Consider the following 20,678-nt stretch of genomic DNA (forward strand, 5'->3'; position numbering starts at 1 on the left):
AGGCGCTGAGCGCGCGCGTCGGCGCCTTGCCCGGCAAGGGCCCGGTCATGCTCGGCAGCTACGAGCCCGCCCCGGGCGGCGAGCCCCTGCCCGCCGCGCTGCGCCAGTCGGCCTTCGTCTATGACAACGCGCTGGCCGGCATCGCGCTGATTGCCTGCGGGCAGCCCGCCGCCGCGCGCCGGATTGCCGATGGCGTGGTGGCCGGCGTCACGCGTGACCGCCATTACCACGATGGCCGCGTGCGCAACGCCTACCGCGCCGGCGCCGTGCCCGATGGGCCGGTGCCGCTGCCGGGCTGGTGGGACGAGCCGAGCAAGAAATGGTTCGAAGACCGCTATCAGGTGGGCACGGCCACGGGCAACGTCGCCTGGGCCGCGCTGCTGCTGCTGGCGGTCTACGAATCGACGCAGGACCGCCGCTACCTGGACACCGCCGGCACGCTGATGGGCTGGATCGACAAGCAGACCTTTGCCAGCGAGCCCCCGGCGGCCTTCATCGGCGGCTTCTTCGGCCATGAGCCCGCGCCGCAGCGGCAGGGCTGGAAGTCCACTGAACACAACGTCGATGCCTATGCGGCCTTCCGCTGGCTGGGTCGCTACGGCAATGACCCGCGTTGGCGCACCGGCGCGGACCGCGCCAGGCGCTTCGTGGAAGCAATGTGGCAGCCCGGCGAAGGCCGCTTCGTCATCGGCACGCGCGACGATGGCCGCACGCTCAACGGCGGGCCGTCCGCGCTCGATGCCTCGCTATGGCCGCTGATCGCCGTGCCCGAATTGGCCAACGGCTGGCGCCGCGCGCTGGACTGGACGCGCAGCCGCCACGCCGTGGGCGGCGGCTACGGCTTCAATGCCAGCCCCGATGGCGTCTGGACGGAAGGCACCGGGCAGGCCGCGCTGGTCCTGCGCGCCATGGGCCGCGAGGACGAGGCCCGCCCGCTCTGGCCGCTGCTGCTGGCCCAGCGCGCGCCCTCGGGCTACCTCTACGCCACGCCCGAGCGCCGCATCCGCACCGGCCTTCAGATCGGCCCGGACAGCACCACCGACGATTTCTACTACTACCACCTGCCCCACCTCGGGGCCACCGCGTGGGCCATCCTGGCCGCGGCGGGCTGGAATCCGTTCCAGCCCGGCGGACGTCAGGCCGACACCGCCAATGTCGCCAACAAGGAGTGACGATGTTCGCCGATTTTCTCGAAAACCGGATGTTGATGGAGATCAACGCCGGCGCCTTCCTGATCGCGGTGCTGTGCCTGCGCGGCAGCCGCCACCGGGCGGCGGACCGCTGGCTGTTCGGCATCGCCGCCGGGGTGCTGCTGTCGTGCTACTACGTCTGGCGCTGCACGCAGACCCTGCCGGACTGGCGCCTGGACTTCCCGAGCGTGTGGTCGTACGCGTTCTTCGGCTTCGAGACCCTGACGATTGCCTACACGCTGATCTCCATCGTCACGCTGACGCGCACCTCGGACCATAGCGCGGCAGCCGATGCCGGCGAGGCGGCGCTGCGCCGCAGCCCCGAGGTGCCGCAGGTGGACATCTTCATCGCCACCTACAACGAGGGGCTGGACGTGCTCGAGAAGACCATCGTCGCAGCGCTGGCCATCGACTATCCGAACTTCCGCGTCTGGGTGCTCGACGATACCCGGCGTGACTGGCTCAAGGACTTCTGCGGCACGGTTGGCGCGCGCTACGTGACCCGGCCGGACAACGCCCACGCCAAGGCCGGCAACCTCAACAACGGGCTGCAGCACAGCGCCGAGGCCGGCGGTGCGCCGTTCATCATGGTGCTGGACGCGGACTTCGCGCCGAACCGGAACATCCTGCTGCGCACCATCGGCCTGTTCGATGACCCCGTGGTCGGCGTGGTGCAGACGCCGCAGTTCTACTACAACGCCGACCCGATCCAGTACAACCTGCGCTCCACCGAATGCTGGGTGGATGAGCAGCGCGCCTTCTTCGATGTGATGCAGCCGGCCAAGGACGCCTGGGGCACCGCGTTCTGCATCGGCACCTCGTTCGTGGTGCGGCGCGACGCGCTGGCCAGGATCGGCGGATTCCCAACCGGCACGGTCACCGAGGACATCCACCTGACCTACCGCCTGATGCCGCACGGCTACATCACGCGCTGGCTCAACGAGCGGCTCAGCGTGGGCCTGTCCGCCGAGGGCCTGCCGGAGTACATCAGCCAGCGCAGCCGCTGGGGGCTGGGCACGATCCAGGTGGCGCTCACTGCCGACGGCCCCCTGCGCGGGCGCGGCTACTCGCTGCGGCAGCGGCTGCACTACGTCCACGGCCTGCTCCACTGGCTGAGCCGCCCGTTCACCTTGATGCTGCTGGCCGGCCCCCTGCTCTACTGGTATTTCAACGTGCCAACGCTGTATGGCGATCCGGTCCAGTTCCTCGCCTACGGCGTGCCGGCGCTGCTGCTGTACTGGGCCTACAGCATCTGGATCACCGGCTCGCGGGCGATGCCGATCTTCACCGAGGTCACCCAGATCGTGGCGGCGCTGGCGGTCACCGCCACGCTCGCCAGCGCCGTGTTCAAGCCGTTCGGGCGGCCGTTCAAGGTCACCAACAAGGGGCTGGACCGCTCGAAGCTGGTGATCCACGGCAAGTTCGCCGCGCTCTACGGCGGCATGTTCCTGCTCACCGGCATGGGGCTGGCGCGCGCCGTGGCCGCCGATGGCTCGGCGCCCGGCCTGGCCTTCAACATCGGCTGGACGCTGGTGTCGATGGTGCTGTACTTCGCCTCGCTGCTGGTGTGCTTCGAACTGCCGCGCCCCCGCAAGGAAGAACGCTTTCCGCACCGGGAGCGCGCCGTGCTGCGGCTCTACGGCAAGGATGGCCTGGCCTACGAATTCCACGGCACCACGCGCGACCTCTCCTGCAACGGCGCGGGCCTGCTGCTCGACGGCAATGCGGAGGTCACGCGCGGCATGGCCGGCGCCGAAGGGGCGATCTGGCTGGAACCGCTGGGCTGGGTGCCCTGCCGCGTGGCGCGTGCGCGCGGCAACCTCGCCGGCGTGGCGCTGCGCCCCGACACGGCCGCCCGCCACCGCCTGATCCGCCTGCTGTTCAGCGAGCCTGCCCACAACATCGCAGACCGCGGCCGGCCCGGCGTGGCCATCGCCCGGCTGCTGCGACGCGCTTTTTCGGGATGACCACCATGACCAAGAAAATCACGACGATGCGCCACCTGCTTCCCCTGCTCCCGCTGGCGCTGGCCGCCTGCACGCTCGAACCCACCTACCAGCGGCCCGATTCGCCGGTGCCCCAGCAATGGCCGACCGGCGCCGCCTATCAGACCGGGGCCGCCGGTGCATCCGCCGGACAGGCCGCGCAAGCACCACAGGCACAGGCGCCCGCCGCCAGCCTGGGCTGGGAGGATTTCTTCACCGATGCGCGCCTGCGCCGGCTGATCGAACTCGCGCTGGCCAACAACCGCGACCTGCGCATTGCCACGCTGTCGATCGATCAGGCGCGCGCGCAGTACCGCATCCAGCGGGCGGCGCAGTTCCCGGCCATCAACGGCAGCGCCGGCTTTGCCAGTTCGCGCATCAGCGGCGACCTGCGTCCGCCCGGGCAAGACCCGGTCATCAATGCATGGACGGCCGGCGTGGGCTTCAACGCCTTCGAACTGGACCTGTTTGGCCGGGTGCGCAGCCTCAAGCACGAAGCGCTGGAACAGTACCTCGCCATCGAAGAGGTGCGTCGTAGCGCACAAATCAGTCTGGTGGCCGAAGTCGCCAGTGCCTACCTGACGCTCCGGGCCGATCAGGAACTGCTGAAGATCTCGCAGGACACGCTCAAGGTGCAGGAAGACGCCGCGCAGATGATCGACCGCAGCAAGCGCGCCGGCGGCATGGCCCAGCTCGACATGCATCGCGCCCAGACCCAGCTGGAGACGGCGCGCGTAGGCGTGGAACAGTACACGCGCCAGGTGGCGCAGGACGAAAATGCGCTGGCGCTGCTGATCGGCGGGCCGCTGCCGACCGACCTGCCGGCGCCGCAGCCCTTCGAGAACAACGCTTTCGTGGCCGAATTGCCGGCCGGGCTGCCCTCCACCGTGCTCGAGCAGCGGCCGGACATCATGGCCGCCGAGCACCGGCTCAAGGCGGCCAACGCCAATATCGGCGCGGCCCGGGCGGCCTTCTTCCCGACCATCTCGCTCACTGCCAGCGTCGGCGCGGCCAGCAGCACGCTGGCGGGGCTGTTCTCGGGCGGCATGGCCTGGGTCTTCGCGCCGCAGATCACCCTGCCGATCTTCAACGCGGGCGCCAATCAGGCCCGGCTGACCGTTTCCGAGGTGCAGAAGGATATCAACGTGGCCGCCTACGAGAAGACCATCCAGGGCGCCTTCCGCGAGGTGGCCGACGGGCTGGCCGCGCGTGGCACCTACGACCGCCAGGCCGCTGCCCAGGAGGCACTGGCGAAGGAGATCACCGAGACGCGGCGCCTGTCGGAAATCCGCTTCAAGAACGGGGTGGATGACTACTTCGGGGTCTTCGACGCGCAGCGGCAGCTTTACAACGCCCAGCAGACGCTGGTGACGATCCGCCTCGCGCGGCTGACCAGCCGGGTGGGCCTGTACAAGGCGCTCGGCGGCGGATGGACGCAGGCGACGGTGGCCCAACCGGCCGCGCCGGCCACCACAGTTGGCACGTTAAACACAGGGTCGAGATAATCATAGTTATCAGGCCATGTCGGTTTCCGCTTTCACTGGATACGCAGGGAAAATCGGTCGCCGGCCCCCGGCGCGGCGGTAAAATGCCGCTCCGCTCGTATCGACGATCCACGCCATGGTTTCCCCTGTCCGCGGCAAGGCCGCACGGCTCCGCGAGTGGGCACGCCGCGTCAAGCGCGATGGCGTGGCCCTCTGGTTCGCCTGCCGCCACCCCGCCACGCCGTGGTGGGTCAAGGTGCTGTGCGGCGTCGTGGTGGCCTACGCGCTAAGTCCCATCGACCTGATTCCGGATTTCATCCCGGTGCTGGGCTATCTCGACGATGTCCTGCTGCTGCCGGCCCTGATCTGGCTGACGGTCCGGCTGATGCCAGCGCCGATCATGGCCGCCAGCCGCGACCAGGCCACGCAATGGCTGACGACCGAGGGCAAGAAGCCGCGCAGCCGCTGGGGCGTGGCACTGGTGGTGGGCGTCTGGCTGGCCGTGGCCATCGGCGGCTGGGCGTGGTGGTCGCGCGCGGGCTTTTCCCAGTGATGGCAGTGATCGGTATCGACATGTTTTTCAGACTTCTTCCCGTGGTCGTCGGCTTGTTGGCGGCGAATGCCCACGCCGCCGGCAATATCGAGACCGGCCGCGCCGTGTTCGACAAAAAGTGCGCCTCCTGCCACAAGATTGGCCCGGCCGCGCGCGGCACCTTCGGCCCCCATCTCAACGCCATCGTCGGCCGGCAGGCAGGCGCGACAACCGACTACCGCTATTCGGAAGCCATGAAGACGTCGAAGGTGGTCTGGACCCCCGAGACGCTGCGCGCCTTTATCCACGCCCCGAACAAGGTGGTGCCGGGCAACAAGATGCGCTTCTGGGGCATCGGCGACGAAGGCGAAATCACCGACCTGCTGGCCTTCCTGCAAACGGTGCGCTGACGGCCCTCTCCGCTAGAATCCGGCCAGCATCTCCCCACAGGTTTTCGATAGGCTTCCAGCGTGGCACTTGAGCAGGGCTTCATCCTGACCCGGCACTGGCGCGATACCCCCGCCGGTACCGAGGTCGATTTCTGGCTGGCCACGGACCACGGGCCGCGCCTGCTGCGCCTGCCGCCCCAGCCGTCGGTCGCTTTCCTGCCCGAAGCCCAGCGCGATCAGGCCGAGCCGCTGCTGCGCGGCGAGCGGGACGTGGAACTGCGCCTGCTCCAGTTGCAGGACTTCCACCGCCGGCCCGTGCTCGGGCTGTACTGCCAGCAGCACCGCCAGCTGATCCGGATCGACAAGGCGCTGCGGCAGGCTGGCGTGGATGTCTACGAGGCCGATATCCGCCCGCCCGAGCGCTACCTGATGGAACGCTTCATCACCGCGCCGGTCTGGTTCGACGGCCAGCCGGACGCGCATGGGGACGCGCGCGGGGACGCGCGCGGCGTGCTGCGCCACGCGCAGATGAAGCCGGCCACCGACTACCGCCCCACCCTGCGCCTGGTCTCGCTCGATATCGAGACCACCGCCCATGGCGAGTTGTATTCGATTGCGCTGGAAGGCTGCGGCCAGCGGCAGGTCTATATGCTCGGCCCGGCGCCGGCCGGCGATCCAACCCCGGTGGACTTCGCGCTCGAATACTGCGACACCCGCCCCGCCCTGCTGGAGAAGCTCAATCAGTGGCTGGCCGAGCACGACCCCGACGCCATCATCGGCTGGAACCTCGTCCAGTTCGACCTGCGCGTGCTGCAGGCCCACGCGGTGCAGTTCGAGGTGCCGCTGCGGCTGGGCCGGGGCGGCGCCGAGATGGAGTGGCGCGAGCACGCCAGGCAGCAGCACTATTTCGCGGCGGCGGCCGGGCGGCTGATCATCGACGGCATCGAGGCGCTGCGCGCCGCCACGTGGAGTTTCCCGTCGTTCAGCCTGGAGTCGGTGGCGCAGACCCTGCTGGGCGAAGGCAAGGCGATCGACAACCTGTATGACCGCATGGACGCCATCGACCGCATGTTCGCCGAGGACAAGCCCGCGCTGGCGCGCTACAACCTGCGCGACTGCGAGCTGGTCACGCGCATCTTCGCCGCCACGGAACTGCTGACCTTCCTGCTGGAGCGCGCCACCGTGACCGGCCTGCCGGCCGACCGCAGCGGCGGCTCGGTGGCAGCGTTCACGCATTTATATATGCCGCTGATGCACCGGCAGGGCTACGTGGCGCCGAATCTGGGCGAACTGGCGCCCGAGGCCAGCCCCGGCGGCTTCGTCATGGATTCCCGCCCCGGGCTGTACGAGTCGGTGCTGGTGCTGGACTACAAGAGCCTGTATCCGTCGATCATCCGCACGTTCCTGATCGATCCGATTGGCCTGGTGGAGGGGCTGGCCCACCCCGATGATGCCGATTCGGTGCCCGGCTTCCGGGGCGCGCGGTTCTCGCGCGGCAAGCACTGCCTGCCCGCCATCGTCGCGCGGATCTGGCAGGGCCGCGAGGCGGCCAAGCGCGAGCAGAACAAGCCGCTCTCGCAGGCGCTGAAGATCATCATGAACGCGTTCTACGGCGTGCTGGGATCGAGCGGCTGCCGCTTCTTCGACCCGCGCCTGGCGTCGTCGATCACCATGCGCGGCCACGAGATCATGCGCCAGACCCGGCTGCTGATCGAGGCGCGCGGCTTTGACGTGATCTATGGCGACACCGATTCCACCTTCGTCTGGCTGCGCGGTGCCCATGCCGAGGACGATGCGGCACGCATCGGGCGTGAACTCGTGGCTTACGTCAACGACTGGTGGCGCGACCACCTGCGCCAGACCTTCGGCCTGGACAGCGCGCTGGAACTCCAGTTCGAGACGCACTTCCGGCGCTTCCTGATGCCGACCATCCGTGGCGCCGAACTTGGCAGCAAGAAGCGCTATGCCGGTCAGGTCATGCGTGCCGATGGCCGCGCCGAGATGGTGTTCAAGGGGCTGGAGACGGTGCGCACGGACTGGTCCCCGCTGGCGCAGCAGTTCCAGCAGACGCTGTACGCGATGATCTTCAACCGCGAGCCGTACCGCGACTATGTGCGGGACATCGTGCGCCGCACGCTGGCCGGCGAACTGGACGCGCAACTGGTCTACCGCAAGCGCCTGCGCCGCCAGCTCGGCGACTACCAGCGCAACGTGCCGCCCCACGTGCGCGCCGCGCGGCTGGCCGATGCCTATAACGACAGTCAGGGCCGTCCGCGCCAGTACCAGAACGGCGGCTGGATCAGCTATGTGATGACGGTGGCCGGGCCGATGCCGATGGAGACGCTCGATCCGCGCCAGTCGCCGATCGATTATGACCACTACATCACAAAACAGCTCCAGCCGATTGCCGATGCCATCCTGCCCTTCCTCGACGACGATTTCGACACGCTGCTGACCGGGCAGATGGCGCTGTTTCCGGACTGAAATCCGCCCCCATCCCAAGAGCAGCGCGGGATTCCTGCTGCATCGCGGCAGATTCGAACCGCCCGAACCCATTACACTTGGCGCCTGTTCTGATACTGCGCCCCACTCCGTCCCCATGTCCGAGACCGCCGCCACCACCACCACTGCCACCGCCGCCGCCCCTGTTCGCTCCAAAGCCCTGCGCGCCGCCGCCAGCGTGCTGGTGCTCCGCGACGGCCCCGCGGGCATGGAAGTGCTGATGATGCGCCGCCCCCAGCGCGACGACGACCGCAGCGCGGGCGCCTTCGTCTTCCCCGGCGGCACGCTGGATGAGCAGGATGCGGCACTTCATCCGCTCTGTGATGGCCTCGATGATGCGGCCGCCAGCGCCCGGCTCAACGTCGACCAGAACGGGCTCGATTACTACCTCTGCGCCGCCCGCGAGGCGTTCGAGGAAGCGGGCCTGTTATTCGCCCGCGATGCCAATGGCCAGAATGTGGATCTCGATGCACTCGACGCCGACACCTACGGCAGCCTGCGCGAAGCCGCCGGCTATAGCGGCGCGGGCATCGCCCATGTCTGCGAACGGCTGGGCGTGCGCCTCGCAGTGGACCAGCTGGCCTATGGCAGCCACTGGCTGACGCCGCCCGGCCTGCCGAAGCGCTTCGACACGCGCTTCTTCTTTGCGCTGGCGCCGGCTGGGCAGACCGCGCGGCACGATGGCGTCGAGGCGGTGGAGCATCGCTGGATGCGGCCCGTCGATGCGCTCGACCCGGCCAACCAGATCTCGCTGGTCAACGTCACGCGCCGCATGCTCCAGTCGATTTCGCACTTCCAGACCGCGCAGGCGTGCTTCGACCATGCCCGGCAGCTGCGCAACATCGTGCAGATCATGCCGCGCCTGGCCACCGGCCCCAAGGGCGTGCGGCCGGTGATGCCGGAGGAGGCGCCGTATGCCGAAATCGCCCGGATCGACCCCGATGGCGCCGGCCATGGCCGCTACGCGCTGGCGCCGGGCGCGGCGGTGAAGCTGTCCGAGCGGGTCTGGCGCGTCACGGCGGACAACGGCAACGTGATGACCGGCCCCGGCACCAACACCTACTTCGTGGGCGGCGGCACGGACAACACCTGGGCCATGATCGATCCCGGCCCTGCCGACCCGGCCCATATCACCGCGGTGCTGGCTGCCGCGCCGGGCCCGGTGAAGTGGATTCTCGTCACGCATACCCATCTGGATCATTCCCCCGCCTCCGTGGCGGTGCGCGAGGCCACCGGCGCGCCGGTCTGGGGGCGCGTGACCGCCGTGCAGGACCGCCAGGACCAGACCTTCGCGCCGGACCGCATGCCCGAGCACGGCGAGCGGATCGTGCTCGGCCCGCACGCCACGCTGCGGGTAGTGCACACGCCCGGGCATGCGTCGAACCATCTCTGCTACCTGCTCGAGGAGGAGAAGACGCTGTTCACGGGCGACCACGTGATGCAGGGCTCCAGCGTGGTCATCAATCCGCCCGATGGGGATATGCGCGCCTATCTGGCGTCCCTGCAGGCGCTGCTCGACGAAGACCTGGAGTGGATTGCGCCGGGCCATGGCTTCCTGATGCCGCGCCCCCGGGATGCCATCCGGCTGCTGATTCGCCATCGGCAGCAGCGTGAGGCCAAGGTGCTCAACGCGCTGCGCGCGCTGGCGCCGGCCGATATCGGCACCCTGCTCGCCAGCGTCTACGACGACGTGCCCGAGCGCATGCACCCGGTGGCGCAGCGCTCGCTGCTGGCCCACCTGCGCAAGCTTGAGGAAGACGGCGTGGCGCGCGAGACCGAGGCGGTCTGGCATCTGATTTCGGCATGAATTTCAATCTGTCCGATCTGCGCGCCTTCGTGGCGGTGGCTGAGCTGAGCAGCTTCCGCGCGGCGGCGACAGAGCTGCATCTGTCCCAACCGGCCTTGTCGCGCCGGATCGAGAAGCTGGAAGACGCGCTCGGCGTGCGGCTGTTCGACCGGACCACGCGCTCGGTGGAGATGACCGCCGTGGGCCGGGAGTTCTCGCGCAAGGCACGAGAGCTGCTGAACGGGCTGGAGGAGTCGCTGCTCGGCATCCGGGACGTGGCCACCCGCGTGACCGGCGAAGTGACGGTGGCGTGCGTGCCGTCGGCGGTGCGCTACTTCCTGCCGGCGGTGCTGCGCAAGTACCACGAGAGGTGGCCGCGCATCGTCGTGCGGCTGATCGACGAAGGCGCCAACGAGGTGCTGAACCTGATCGTCCGCAACGAGGCCGACTTCGGCCTGAACTACATCGGCACGCAGGAGCCGGACGTCGAGTTCGAACCCGTGCTCAAGGAACCGTTCGTGGTGGCCTGCCCGCCCGACCATCCGCTGGCGCGCAAGCGCAAGGTCACCTGGGCCGAGCTGGGCCAGTACGACTACATGACCGTGGGCAAGGCCAGCGGCAACCGCATGCTGCTGGACCTGGCGCTGACCGACGTGCCCGACCGCCCGCAGTGGTACTGCGAGGTGCGCCACGTCAGCACGCTGGTGAGCCTGGTGGAAGCCGGGCTCGGCGTGGCGGCGGTGCCCCGGCTGGCCATGCCGCCGGGCAAGCATCCCACGCTGACCAGCGTGCCGCTGGTGGAGCCCACCGTCTCGCGCACGGTGGGGCTGATCCGGCGCCGTGGCCGGTCCCTCTCGCCGGCGGCGCAGCAGCTGTACGACATGCTGCTGACCGCCAATGCCGAAATGCAGGGCGCCAAAGCCGTGTCTGGCCACTCAAAGCGCGTCAACCCGCGCGTCACCCCCCGTACCTGAAATATCTGGATACCTTGCCGTACTGGCAGCGCGGCGCAGCGCTGCCTACATTGGATGACATCGCCATTCGTCCAAGGTGCCGCCATGCCCAGACAAATTGCCATCCTGCTGCTGACGCTGGCCGCCTCCGGCGCGGCCCATGCCGTGACCAAGTGCCAGAGCGGCAAGGAAACGCTCTATACGGCGGCATCGTGTCCGGCGGGCTACCGCGACGTCACGTCCGGCATGCGCGCCAACGTGACCACCATCACCAAGACCCCCAAGATCCGTCAGGACGAACAGGCCTACCTGCAAAGCCGCGCCCAGCTGGCGCAACAGATCCAGGCCTGGCAGGGCCGCGAGGACGACCTCGACCTGCGCGCGCAGAACGCCTTCTGGAACCAGTGCCGGGCACTCGAGTACCAGGCGCGGGCCGCCGAGCGCGCCATGCATACCACCGAGTACTGGAGCCGCGCGGACCGCTACCGCAGCGACGTGCACGCTTTGCGTTCGCAGCAATACGAGATGGGGTGCTACTTCTAGGGGGGGGAAGTTGTGCGAGGCGGCCATGATCCATGTTCCTCGTAGAACGTGCCGATATTAATTGGGCTTAGATCGGCATACAGAAAATTTCAGGCGAATCGGTGCCGGCGAAACGTTTTGCCTCACATACAATTCGTTCCCATCGGCCCGCCAGCGGAAGCTGGCAACGCGGTCGCAACCTACTCCTGTGATGCCATGCTGACTCTCACTGTGATCGTTGCGTATATGCTGGCCTGTATCGTCGCTCTGGCCTTTGGCGCCCGCTGGGTGCTCAAGAATGACCCGCTGCTCAAGCAGTCGGGCGCCGGCTCTCACGGCGACGATCATTCGACGCTGACGCGCTAACCCGCCAGGCGCTGATCGCCCCCGGCCACGCCAGCCACGCAATCCCCAGAAGCCCGGTTCACGAGACCGGGCTTTTGCTTTGGTGGGGTTTCCGTGTATCAGGCTGCACACGACCCAGATCACCCCGGAAGGTCGCGCCGCTGTCCTACAGCGCGACCCGCAACGCGCCGACACCCGCCCCGGCCCCGCAGTGTCTATCGTTATGGCAGGCGTCCGCCTCGTGACGCCATGCCCTTCATGTCTGCGAGCCGCCCTGCCACCCATGTCGCGCGTACCGATCCAGCCCGCCATGCGGGCCACCCCGCCCGGCACCGTGGCCGGGCCTGATGTCGTGCCAGAAGCCTTGGCGGAGGGGGCACCCGCCGCCAAGGCCGAGGTGCCAGTGGACGCCGTGCCGGCGGCACCCGTTCGCATCACCCCCAAGCTGTCCGTCTCGGTGCGGCGCGCCAGCACGGCGCTGGTCATCCTGGCGACGCTGGCGGCGCTCTACACCGTGCACCTCGCCCGCGACTTCATCGTGCCGGTGGTGGTGGCCATCGTCATCGCCTACCTGCTCGATCCCATGGTCGAGTGGCTCCAGCGCCAGCGCATACCGCGCGCCATGGGCGCTACCGTGGTGCTGCTCGGCATGCTGGCCCTGCTGCTGTGCGGCGCCTACCTGCTCCAGGGGCAGATCGAATCGATCGTCGACCGCCTGCCCGCCATCGCCAGCAAGCTCTCCCGCTCGCTGGGCGAACTGGTGAGCGGCGACGACTCCATGCTGCAAAAGATCCGCCGCGCCGCCACGGTACTGGTCGGTACCGGCCAGCCGCCGCCCGCCAAGGGCGCGCCGATCGTGGTGGAGCGTTCCGCCGACGCGCTCAACAACGCCATCTGGGTAGGCTCGATGGGCGTCTTCGCGATGCTGGCGCAGGCCGTGGTCGTGCTGTTCCTGACCTGGTTCCTGCTGCTGGGCGGCGACATGTTCAAGCGCAAGTTCATCAAGATGGCCGGTACCACCATCAGCCAGAAGAAGATCAGCGTGCACATGCTCGACGAGATCAACCGGGCGATCCAGCGCTACATGCTGATGCTGGTCATCACCAACGCCGCGCTGGGGCTTTGTACGTACATCCTGCTCAGGTATCTGTCGATCGACAATGCCGGCGCCTGGGCGCTGGCCGCCGCGGCGCTGCACCTGGTGCCGTACTTCGGCGCGGTGCTGATTGCGCTGTGCCTGGGCGTGGCCGGGTTCATGCAGTTCGGCACGCTGTCCGTTGCGGCAGCGGCGGCTGGCGGGTCGCTGCTGATCGCCACGCTGATCGGCTCCGGCATGACCACCTGGATGACGGGCCGCATGGCGCGCATGAACGCCGTGGCCGTCTTCGTCTCGCTATTGCTGTTCACGTGGCTCTGGGGCACCTGGGGGATGCTGCTGGCAATTCCGCTGGCCGTCATCGCCAAGGTCGTGGCCGACCACGTCGAAGGGCTGGAAGTATTGGCCGAGTTCCTCGGCGAATAGCCCCTCCCCGCCTCGTCCTCCTCCCTCCTATTTCGTCACGCGGAACTTGATGCGACGCAGAATGACCGCGCCGCATGGATCACGTATAACCGGATGCTGCGCCGCGATGTGGCGGCGGCGCTTCAACCGGCATCATCTTTCGCAAGGGAGGTATCAGGCATGCGTTGGCAGCAACGTCCGCAGGGCTCCAACTGGGGCGATTTCGGTCCTGACGATCAACTGGGGCGCGTCAACTTGATCGGCCCCGAGCAGGTGCTCAAGGGCGCGCGCGAGATCCAGGCGGGGCGCAGCTTCTGCCTCTCGCTGCCACTGGACTACCCGGGCGGCAACAAGCTCAATCCGCGCCGCCATCCGCCCGAGCTGCGCCCCACTTTCCGCGACGACTCCCCGTACATGAACTTCCCGCTGGCCAAGGTGAACCCGGCCGCGACCGATGTCATCAGCGACGACCAGGTGCTGCTCTGCCTCCAGTACTCCACCCAGTGGGACTCCCTGGCCCACGTGGGCGCGCTGTTCGATGCGGATGGCGACGGCAGGCCCGAGCGCGTCTACTACAACGGCTATCGCGCCAACGCGGACATCGTCGGCCCGGTCGACTATGCCGATGACGACCAGTTCGCCGCCCACGACTGCAGCCACGGCCATGCCCACAGCCACGCCGACGCGCTCGGCATCGAGAACTTCGCCGTCAAGGGCATGCAGGGCCGGGGCGTGCTGGTGGATCTGGCCGATGTGTTCGGCATGGACTTCCGCAACGTCGGCTATGACGACCTGATGCACGCCATGGACACCCATCGCGTGGAAGTGGAGCCCGGCGACATGCTCCTGCTGCGCACCGGCTTTGCCGAAGTCGTGCTGTCGATGCAGCGTGAGCCCGACGAAGCGGTGCTCCACCACAGCTGCGCCGCCCTGAACGGGCGCGACACCCGCCTGCTGAACTGGATCACCGATTCCGGCATCGCGGCGCTGATCGCCGACAACTACGCCGTGGAGCGCTACCCGGCCCTGCCGCCGCCCGACGCAGAGAAGACGCATCCGCTGCTGCCGCTGCACCACCATTGCCTGTTCAAGCTGGGGCTGCCGCTCGGCGAACTCTGGTACCTCAAGGACCTGGCGGACTGGCTGCGCGCGCACCGCCGCTCGCGCTTCATGCTCACGGCGCCGCCGCTGCGGCTGCCGGGCGCGGTGGGCTCGCCGGTGACGCCGGTGGCCACGGTATGAGCCACGGTCTGACTGCAAATCGTAGAAGAACTAGATAACAACACTGGAGGAGACAACCATGAAGACTTCCGCAACATGGCGGCGGACTGCCGCTGCGCTGCTGGCGCTGGCCGGTGCCGGCGGTGTGGCCGGCATCGCCTCGGCCCAGCCAAAGGCAGGGATTTCCGATGACGTGGTCAAGATCGGCCTGCTGCTCGACATGAGCGGCCTCTACGCCGATGTGACCGGGCGCGGCAGCGCCACGGCGGCGCAGATGGCCATTGACGACTTCGGCGGCAAGGTGCTCGGCAAGAAAATTGAGCTGGTGGTGGTGGATCACCAGAACAAGGCCGACATCGCCGCCAACAAGGCGCGCGAATGGTTCGACACGGACAAGGTCGATGCCATCCTGGATGTGGCGGCTTCGGCACCTGCGCTGGCCGTGCTGGACGTGGCGAAGCAGAAGAACAAGATCGTGGTGTTCTCCGGCCCCGGCAGCGAGCGCATTACCAATGACCTGTGCACGCCAATCTCGGTGCACTACGCCTACGACACCTACGCGCTGGCCAACACCACGGCCAAGGCAATGGTCCAGCGCGGCGGCAAGACATGGTTCTTCCTGACCGCCGACTACGCCTTCGGCCACACGCTCCAGCAGTCGGCCACCACGGTGGTCACCGAGGCCGGCGGGCAGGTGCTCGGCGCCGCGCGCCATCCGCTCAGCACCAGCGACTTCGCCTCCTACCTGCTCCAGGCGCAGGCCAGCAAGGCGCAGGTGGTGGGGCTGGCCAACGCGGGCGGCGACACCGTCAACGCCATCAAGGCCGCCTCCGAGTTCGGCCTGACGCGCGACGGCAAGCAGCGCATGGCCGGGCTGTTGCTCTATATCAACGACATCCACGCGCTCGGCCTCAAGACCGCGCAGGGGCTGGTGCTGACCGAGGCGTTCTACTGGGATATGAACGACGCCACGCGCGCGTGGTCGCGCAAGTACTTCGACAAGGTCAAGAAGATGCCGAACATGAGCCAGGCCGGCGTCTACTCGTCCGTCACGCACTACCTGAAGGCGGTGCAGGCGGCCGGCACCGACGAGACCGCGCCGACCATGGAGAAGATGAAGGCGATGCCGATCAACGACTTCTTCGCCAAGAACGGCCGCATCCGCGCCGATGGGCGCATGGTGCACGATATGTATTTGTTCGAGGTCAAGACGCCGGCCGAGTCCAAGTACCCGTGGGACTACTACAAGGTGCTGGCCACGGTGCCGGGCGACCAGGCGTTCATCCCACCGTCGAAGTCGCAGTGTCCGCTGTTGAAGGGACGCTGACGGCGCGCTGAGGGGAGTCTGACTCCCCAATTGTTCAAATCCCGGGACAGTCTGTCAGACCAGACGCGCTTCTCCCGTTCCTGATCCCTCGTTACATTGCAGTCGCCGCCAGCACGCCCGAGCCCTTACGGGGTGCGCCGGCGGCGACCCATAACAAGGATCACGAACACATGAAGACCCGTCTCGCCTGCCTGGCCGCCATGGCCGTCCTCCCTGCCCTGCCCGCCGCTGCCCACGCCCAGGGCAGCATCACGCTCTACGGTGTCGTCGACGCCGGCGTGGAATTCCTGACCAACGTGCCCAACGCGGCCACCGGGGGCAGCAACAACGTCGTGCGGATGTCCGCCGGCAACCTGTCCACCTCGCGCTGGGGCCTGCGCGGCGCCGAAGACCTCGGCGGCGGCCTGAAGGCCGTCTTCACGCTGGAAAACGGCTTCGACCTCGACACCGGCAGCGCCAACCAGGGCGGCCGCATGTTCGGTCGGCAGGCGTTCGTCGGCCTGCAGAACCAGTACGGCACGCTGTCTCTGGGCCGCCACCAGACCGTGCTGTACGACTTCTCGCTGGCCTATGATCCGATGGCCATCGCCACGCGCTACTCGGTATTGATGCACGACAAATGGATGTCGGGCCGCGCCGACAATTCGGTGAAGTTCACCGGCCAGACCGGCGCGCTGTACTACGGCCTGTTCTACAGCACCGGCTACGACAGCAGCGCCGGCGGCGAGGTGCCGGGCGACTACAAGGCAGGCCGGAACTTCAGCGCCAGCGTGGGCTACAGGGCTGGCCCGCTGTCCGCCCGCGTGGTCTACGACGAGGTGCGCGGCAGCACCGTCGTCACGGACGACAACCGCGAGCGCCGCGCCACCCTCGGCGCCAGCTACGACTTCGGCCGGGCCCGCGCCTTCGCCGGCTATCGCTGGTACTACGGCGACTTCGCCAGCAGCTCGCTGCGCACCAACCTGTACTGGATCGGCGCGAACTACCAGGTCACCCCGGCCATCACGCTGACCGGCGCGGCCTACTACACCGACGTACGCAACAGCGGCGGCGACCCGTACAGCTTCGTGCTGTCCGGCACGTACGCGTTTTCCAAGCGCACCGACCTGTACACCATCGTGGCCTACGCCCAGAACCGGGACGGCTCGGCCATGGGCCTGTCCGGCTTCGGCCCGTCGCTGAACCGCAGCGCCAGCACCCTGACGGCCACAACCGAACAGGTGGGCGCCGGCCAGAACCAGTTCGGCGCCATCGTCGGCATTCGCCACCGCTTCTGAGCGCGTTGTCCCCGCTGACATCCACTTGACGGAGACTTTCCCTTCGTCTTTGGGCCCGCCTTGGCGGGCTCTTTTTTATGCCTGCCGTTATTCAGTATGCCCAGTTGGCCGGTATATATCGGAAGGCATTGCCATCGACCGCGACGCGGCCGAGTGAGGGGAACGATAAGTGGCTGGCCAAGAACAACTCGCCGGTCGCCGCAGCCTCTCGCAAGAGGCGAACCCGGACGCGAGCTGCCTCCTCGGGTTCGTGATCGAAGGCGTTTTGCCATTCGGGGCATTCGACACCGACCGGGACCACCGCGTCACCCGCGAACGTCAGCCGTTCCCCCCCGGAGGCCACGCGAACCATACTGTGCCCGGGGGTGTGGCCACCGGTGAGCGTGACGACAACCCCGGGCGCCACCTGGCACTCCTTGTCGAACGGCCGCAACTCGCTCTTGTACGCGTCCAGGAAGTTCCGGGCGCTGGTCCGGATGATGTCCTGAATGCCGTTGAAGGTGTTGTGGGAGAAATCGGGCGACTCAAAGAATTCGACATCCGTGTGCGACACGTGCACCCGCAGGTCCGGACGCATCTGACTCCTCAGCCGCTCGTCGAGCAGCCCGCCAATATGGTCCATGTGAATGTGGGTCGCGATGACATCGGTCACGGTCCCGGGATGGATGCCGGCGCCCTTCAATCGTAGGGCCAGGCGTCCGGTCCGCGTGGATTCCGGCATCTCCGACCCCATCCCGGCGTCGATGAGGATCGTCCGGCCGCCGCTACGGACGACGACGACGTTCAGCCCCCAATCGATCACGTCCGGCAGGAATCTGCCGCGCAGCGCGGCATCCCGGACGGCCGAATCAACGTTGGTGCCCAGGACGTTGGCGGGTACGGGTATCGCCCCATCGCTAATGACCATTACCTCGATATCGCCGATACGCGTCGCGTAGTGCGACGGAACCAAGTCGTGATCAGGGTAAAGTGATCCGTGGCATAAGCACATGTCTGTCTCCTGCTTCTGACAAATTTTCATTGCCGGCGAACTTCGCGTTGCAGGATTCTTTTCGCCGGGCCGGTGGTACCTCGTGAGAAGTAGCGTACGCGGCCAGGCCATCGCTCGGTAGACATGCGGCTGGACACACTTTGGTGCGCGGCGGGAAACAACGACGCCCGCTCTACGCCTCCCCGCCAAAATACTCCGCAATGCGCGCCAGCTTGTCCGGGTTGCGCTGCACGTGGATGCGGGCGATGCGGTCGCCTTCCACCACAAAGGTCTGCGCGGACTCCAGCGCGCCGTCGAAGTAGCGCAGCAGCGCCCACTCGCCGTTGAGCAGCACCAGTTGCACCCGGAGCCCCTCGCCGGGGTATTTGAGGCGCGTGGCGTAGAACAGTTGGGCGATGCGGCGCGCGCCTTCGAGCGGCTTGGGGAAGGTCTGGACCTTGCCGCCGCCGTCGCCAGCCAGCGTGGCGTCATCGGCCAGCAGCGCCTGGATGCCGGCAAAGTCGCCGCCCTGCATCGCGTGGGCGAAAGCCTGGACCATGTGCCGATGGGTGTCCGGAGACACCGTGAAGCGCGGCCGGTCGTCGCGTAGCTGGGTCTTGGCGCGGCTCACCAGCTGGCGGCACGTGGCCTCGCTCTTGCCGATCACGCGCGCCACCTCGTCGTAGTCGTTGTCGAAGACCTCGCGCAGCAGGAAGGCGGCGCGGGCCTCGGGCGTCAGGCGCTCCAGCAACAGCAGGAAGGCCACGGAGATATCGTCGGCGCGCTCCGTGATGGCCTCGGGGGTGTCCGGGCTGTCCGTGATCAGCGGCTCGGGCAGCCAGATCCCGCTGTAGTGCTCGCGCTGGGTCTTGGCCGCGCGCAGGCGGTCGATGGCGATGCGGGTGGTGACCGAAACCAGCCAGGCCTCGGCGTTGTCGATGTCCGTCTGGTCAGCCGTGTGCCAGCGCAGCCAGGCGTCCTGTACGACGTCCTCGGCTTCGGCCACGGCGCCCAGCATCCGGTAGGCAATCCCGTGCAGGCGCGGGCGCAGCTTGTGGAAGGTGGCGGTGGTGTCGTCCATGATTCGATGCAAAAAGGCGGCTTGCAGACCGCCATGGTGACCATGCGAACCGGGCCAGCGCAAGCACTTTCAAGGGTTTTCCGACGCACACCTTGAAAATTCCGATTCACTGTATATATTTACAGTAACTGTATGAATGAACAGTATATCGGAGTGCGGAATGGAACACCTGATTCACCTGATCCGTGTGCAGAACGAATATGACCGCCAGGTGCTGGTCTGGCTGCGGGGGCGCATTGGCGATGCGGCCTTGCTGTCGGCCGCCCGCCGGGCCACCGTCGACGACAAAAAGCCTTATCTTTCAACGATTTGCCGTTTGATCGGGATTCGGGCGCCGTCGCGCCGCGCGCTGGCCGACGAGGCCCGCAAGACCCATCGCGCGGTAGGCGAGCGGTATCTGGAGCAGATCCGCGAAATCCTGGCCCGCCCGGCGTCCGGCCATGAAAAAGCCGGGCACGAGGCCCGGCCACAAGCGGCGCTGTTCTAGGTAGCCCAGGCAGCGTCTGATCCCGGCTCAGGCCGGCAGGTCGGTCACGCGCATCGCCGGCGTGATCTGCAGCGGGTCGGTCATCAGCTCCAGCACGGCCGGCTGGCCGGCGTTGCGGGCGCGCTCGAAGGCCGCCGCAAAGTCCTCTGTCTTCTCCACCCGCTCCGCCCATGCGCCGCAGGCGCGCGCCATCGCCACGAAATCCGGGTTGGCGATGGTCGTGCCGCTCTGGCGGCCCGGGTAGCGCTTCTCCTGATGCATGCGGATGGTGCCGTACATGCGGTTGTTCACCAGGATCACGATCAGGTTGGCGCCATGCGCGGCGGCCGTGGCGATCTCCTGCGGGTACATCAGGAAGCAGCCGTCCCCAGCCAGGCAGACCACGGTCTTCTCGGGGGCGCGCAGCTTCGCGGCAATCGCGGCCGGCAGGCCGTAGCCCATCGCGCCGCAGGTGGGCGCCAGTTCCGTGCGCGGACGCTTGTAGGCATAGAAGCGGTGCAGCCAGACCGTGTAGTTGCCGGCGCCGTTGCTGAGGATGGCGTCCTCGGGCAGCACGGCGTTCAGGTGCGACATCGCCGCGGCCATATCCACGCCCGTCAGTTCCGCATGCGGCTTGGGCGGCGTGACGAAGGCCTCGTGCTCGGCCCGGGCACCGCTGGTCCAGTCCTTCCATCCGATAGAAGCCGGCGCCGGCAGCGCGGCCAGCATGGCTGCCGCAGGCACCACGCCCGAATGGATCGGCAGTGCCGACTGGTAGACGCGGCCCAGCTCGCCGCTATCGGCATGGATATGCACCAGCTTCTGCTTGGGACGCGGGACTTCCAGCAGCGTGTAGCCATCGGTGGCGATGTCGCCCAGCCGGGTGCCGACCGCCACGATCAGGTCGGCCGTGCGCACCCGCTCGGCCAGCTTGGGGCTCACGCCCAGGCTCAGATGGCCGATGTAGTGCGGGTCGCGGTTATCGATCACGTCCTGCCGGCGGAAGGCGCAGGCCACGGGCAGGTTCCATGCCTTGACGAAGGCGGCGAAGTCGCGCACCGCGGCGTCGGTCCAGCCGGCGCCGCCGGCAATCACCAGCGGCTGGCGGGCCTCGGCCAGCGCGTCGGCCAGCGCCCGGGCATCCTCG

General features: G+C 67.9%; 18 protein-coding genes. 15 read left to right on the top strand and 3 right to left on the bottom strand.

Going from position 1 to position 20,678, the window contains the following annotated elements:
• The 14 genes from KHO18_RS25445 to KHO18_RS25510 form a co-directional block, all read left to right on the top strand.
• On the top strand, window positions 1-1,172 hold a 1,172-nt coding region (locus tag KHO18_RS25445), incomplete at its 5' end, for a hypothetical protein (RefSeq protein ID WP_211944106.1).
• A gap of 2 nt (window positions 1,173-1,174) precedes the next feature.
• On the top strand, window positions 1,175-3,157 hold the full coding sequence (locus tag KHO18_RS25450) for a glycosyltransferase family 2 protein (protein WP_144195229.1): 1,983 nt from the start codon (window positions 1,175-1,177) through the stop codon (window positions 3,155-3,157).
• Between the two features lie 5 nt (window positions 3,158-3,162).
• Window positions 3,163-4,680: an efflux transporter outer membrane subunit gene (locus tag KHO18_RS25455; RefSeq protein WP_280527776.1), complete on the top strand. Its 1,518-nt coding sequence runs from the start codon at window positions 3,163-3,165 to the stop codon at window positions 4,678-4,680.
• A gap of 115 nt (window positions 4,681-4,795) precedes the next feature.
• On the top strand, window positions 4,796-5,212 hold the full coding sequence (locus tag KHO18_RS25460; RefSeq protein WP_144195225.1) for a YkvA family protein: 417 nt from the start codon (window positions 4,796-4,798) through the stop codon (window positions 5,210-5,212).
• A 20-nt stretch (window positions 5,213-5,232) separates the two neighbouring features.
• The gene (locus tag KHO18_RS25465; RefSeq protein WP_144195223.1) at window positions 5,233-5,601 is read left to right on the top strand and encodes a c-type cytochrome; all 369 of its coding nucleotides are present in this window, start codon (window positions 5,233-5,235) and stop codon (window positions 5,599-5,601) included.
• Between the two features lie 60 nt (window positions 5,602-5,661).
• Entirely contained in the window at window positions 5,662-8,064 is a 2,403-nt protein-coding gene (locus tag KHO18_RS25470; RefSeq protein WP_211944107.1) for a DNA polymerase II, read from the top strand.
• A 115-nt stretch (window positions 8,065-8,179) separates the two neighbouring features.
• Complete coding sequence (locus tag KHO18_RS25475) at window positions 8,180-9,889, top strand: MBL fold metallo-hydrolase (RefSeq protein WP_211944108.1); 1,710 nt, start codon at window positions 8,180-8,182, stop codon at window positions 9,887-9,889.
• Window positions 9,886-10,842 (top strand): LysR family transcriptional regulator, encoded by a 957-nt coding sequence (locus tag KHO18_RS25480; RefSeq protein ID WP_144195217.1) that lies wholly within the window; start codon window positions 9,886-9,888, stop codon window positions 10,840-10,842. The genes KHO18_RS25475 and KHO18_RS25480 overlap by 4 nt, the downstream gene beginning before the upstream one ends.
• Window positions 10,843-10,926: 84 nt before the next feature.
• A complete protein-coding gene (locus KHO18_RS25485) occupies window positions 10,927-11,364 on the top strand; it encodes a hypothetical protein (protein WP_144195216.1) in 438 nt (145 codons plus the stop codon).
• A 195-nt stretch (window positions 11,365-11,559) separates the two neighbouring features.
• Complete coding sequence (locus KHO18_RS25490) at window positions 11,560-11,709, top strand: hypothetical protein (protein ID WP_186296728.1); 150 nt, start codon at window positions 11,560-11,562, stop codon at window positions 11,707-11,709.
• Window positions 11,710-11,971: 262 nt separating this feature from the next.
• A complete protein-coding gene (locus tag KHO18_RS25495; RefSeq protein ID WP_244845090.1) occupies window positions 11,972-13,210 on the top strand; it encodes an AI-2E family transporter in 1,239 nt (412 codons plus the stop codon).
• A 159-nt stretch (window positions 13,211-13,369) separates the two neighbouring features.
• The gene (locus tag KHO18_RS25500) at window positions 13,370-14,431 is read left to right on the top strand and encodes a cyclase family protein (RefSeq protein ID WP_211944109.1); all 1,062 of its coding nucleotides are present in this window, start codon (window positions 13,370-13,372) and stop codon (window positions 14,429-14,431) included.
• 58 nt (window positions 14,432-14,489) lie between these two features.
• The gene (locus tag KHO18_RS25505) at window positions 14,490-15,737 is read left to right on the top strand and encodes an ABC transporter substrate-binding protein (protein ID WP_144195214.1); all 1,248 of its coding nucleotides are present in this window, start codon (window positions 14,490-14,492) and stop codon (window positions 15,735-15,737) included.
• 170 nt (window positions 15,738-15,907) lie between these two features.
• On the top strand, window positions 15,908-17,014 hold the full coding sequence (locus tag KHO18_RS25510) for a porin (protein ID WP_211944110.1): 1,107 nt from the start codon (window positions 15,908-15,910) through the stop codon (window positions 17,012-17,014).
• A gap of 91 nt (window positions 17,015-17,105) precedes the next feature.
• Here the strand turns inward: KHO18_RS25510 and KHO18_RS25515 are convergent, their stop codons facing one another.
• Both KHO18_RS25515 and KHO18_RS25520 read right to left on the bottom strand, forming a co-directional pair.
• Window positions 17,106-17,966, bottom strand: coding sequence for an MBL fold metallo-hydrolase (locus KHO18_RS25515; protein WP_244845091.1), 861 nt, complete (start codon window positions 17,964-17,966; stop codon window positions 17,106-17,108).
• A 211-nt stretch (window positions 17,967-18,177) separates the two neighbouring features.
• Entirely contained in the window at window positions 18,178-19,065 is an 888-nt protein-coding gene (locus KHO18_RS25520; protein WP_144195211.1) for an RNA polymerase sigma-70 factor, read from the bottom strand.
• Between the two features lie 169 nt (window positions 19,066-19,234).
• Between KHO18_RS25520 and KHO18_RS25525 the strand changes: the two genes are divergently transcribed.
• The gene (locus tag KHO18_RS25525; protein WP_144196224.1) at window positions 19,235-19,552 is read left to right on the top strand and encodes a hypothetical protein; all 318 of its coding nucleotides are present in this window, start codon (window positions 19,235-19,237) and stop codon (window positions 19,550-19,552) included.
• A gap of 27 nt (window positions 19,553-19,579) precedes the next feature.
• Here the strand turns inward: KHO18_RS25525 and KHO18_RS25530 are convergent.
• On the bottom strand, window positions 19,580-20,678 hold a 1,099-nt coding region (locus KHO18_RS25530; RefSeq protein ID WP_211944111.1), incomplete at its 5' end, for a thiamine pyrophosphate-dependent enzyme.

The sequence above is a fragment of the Cupriavidus campinensis genome (assembly GCF_905397395.1).
GTDB classification, from domain to species: domain Bacteria; phylum Pseudomonadota; class Gammaproteobacteria; order Burkholderiales; family Burkholderiaceae; genus Cupriavidus; species Cupriavidus campinensis.

Bases quoted from the DNA above. Each gene is read 5' to 3' on its own strand.
- KHO18_RS25450 (WP_144195229.1), top strand. From the start codon at position 1,175: ATGTTCGCCGATTTTCTCGAAAACCGGATGTTGATGGAGATCAACGCC.
- KHO18_RS25455 (WP_280527776.1), top strand. From the start codon at position 3,163: ATGACCAAGAAAATCACGACGATGCGCCACCTGCTTCCCCTGCTCCCG.
- KHO18_RS25460 (WP_144195225.1), top strand. From the start codon at position 4,796: ATGGTTTCCCCTGTCCGCGGCAAGGCCGCACGGCTCCGCGAGTGGGCA.
- KHO18_RS25465 (WP_144195223.1), top strand. From the start codon at position 5,233: ATGTTTTTCAGACTTCTTCCCGTGGTCGTCGGCTTGTTGGCGGCGAAT.
- KHO18_RS25475 (WP_211944108.1), top strand. From the start codon at position 8,180: ATGTCCGAGACCGCCGCCACCACCACCACTGCCACCGCCGCCGCCCCT.
- KHO18_RS25480 (WP_144195217.1), top strand. From the start codon at position 9,886: ATGAATTTCAATCTGTCCGATCTGCGCGCCTTCGTGGCGGTGGCTGAG.
- KHO18_RS25485 (WP_144195216.1), top strand. From the start codon at position 10,927: ATGCCCAGACAAATTGCCATCCTGCTGCTGACGCTGGCCGCCTCCGGC.
- KHO18_RS25490 (WP_186296728.1), top strand. From the start codon at position 11,560: ATGCTGACTCTCACTGTGATCGTTGCGTATATGCTGGCCTGTATCGTC.
- KHO18_RS25495 (WP_244845090.1), top strand. From the start codon at position 11,972: ATGTCGCGCGTACCGATCCAGCCCGCCATGCGGGCCACCCCGCCCGGC.
- KHO18_RS25500 (WP_211944109.1), top strand. From the start codon at position 13,370: ATGCGTTGGCAGCAACGTCCGCAGGGCTCCAACTGGGGCGATTTCGGT.
- KHO18_RS25505 (WP_144195214.1), top strand. From the start codon at position 14,490: ATGAAGACTTCCGCAACATGGCGGCGGACTGCCGCTGCGCTGCTGGCG.
- KHO18_RS25510 (WP_211944110.1), top strand. From the start codon at position 15,908: ATGAAGACCCGTCTCGCCTGCCTGGCCGCCATGGCCGTCCTCCCTGCC.
- KHO18_RS25520 (WP_144195211.1), bottom strand. From the start codon at position 19,065: ATGGACGACACCACCGCCACCTTCCACAAGCTGCGCCCGCGCCTGCAC.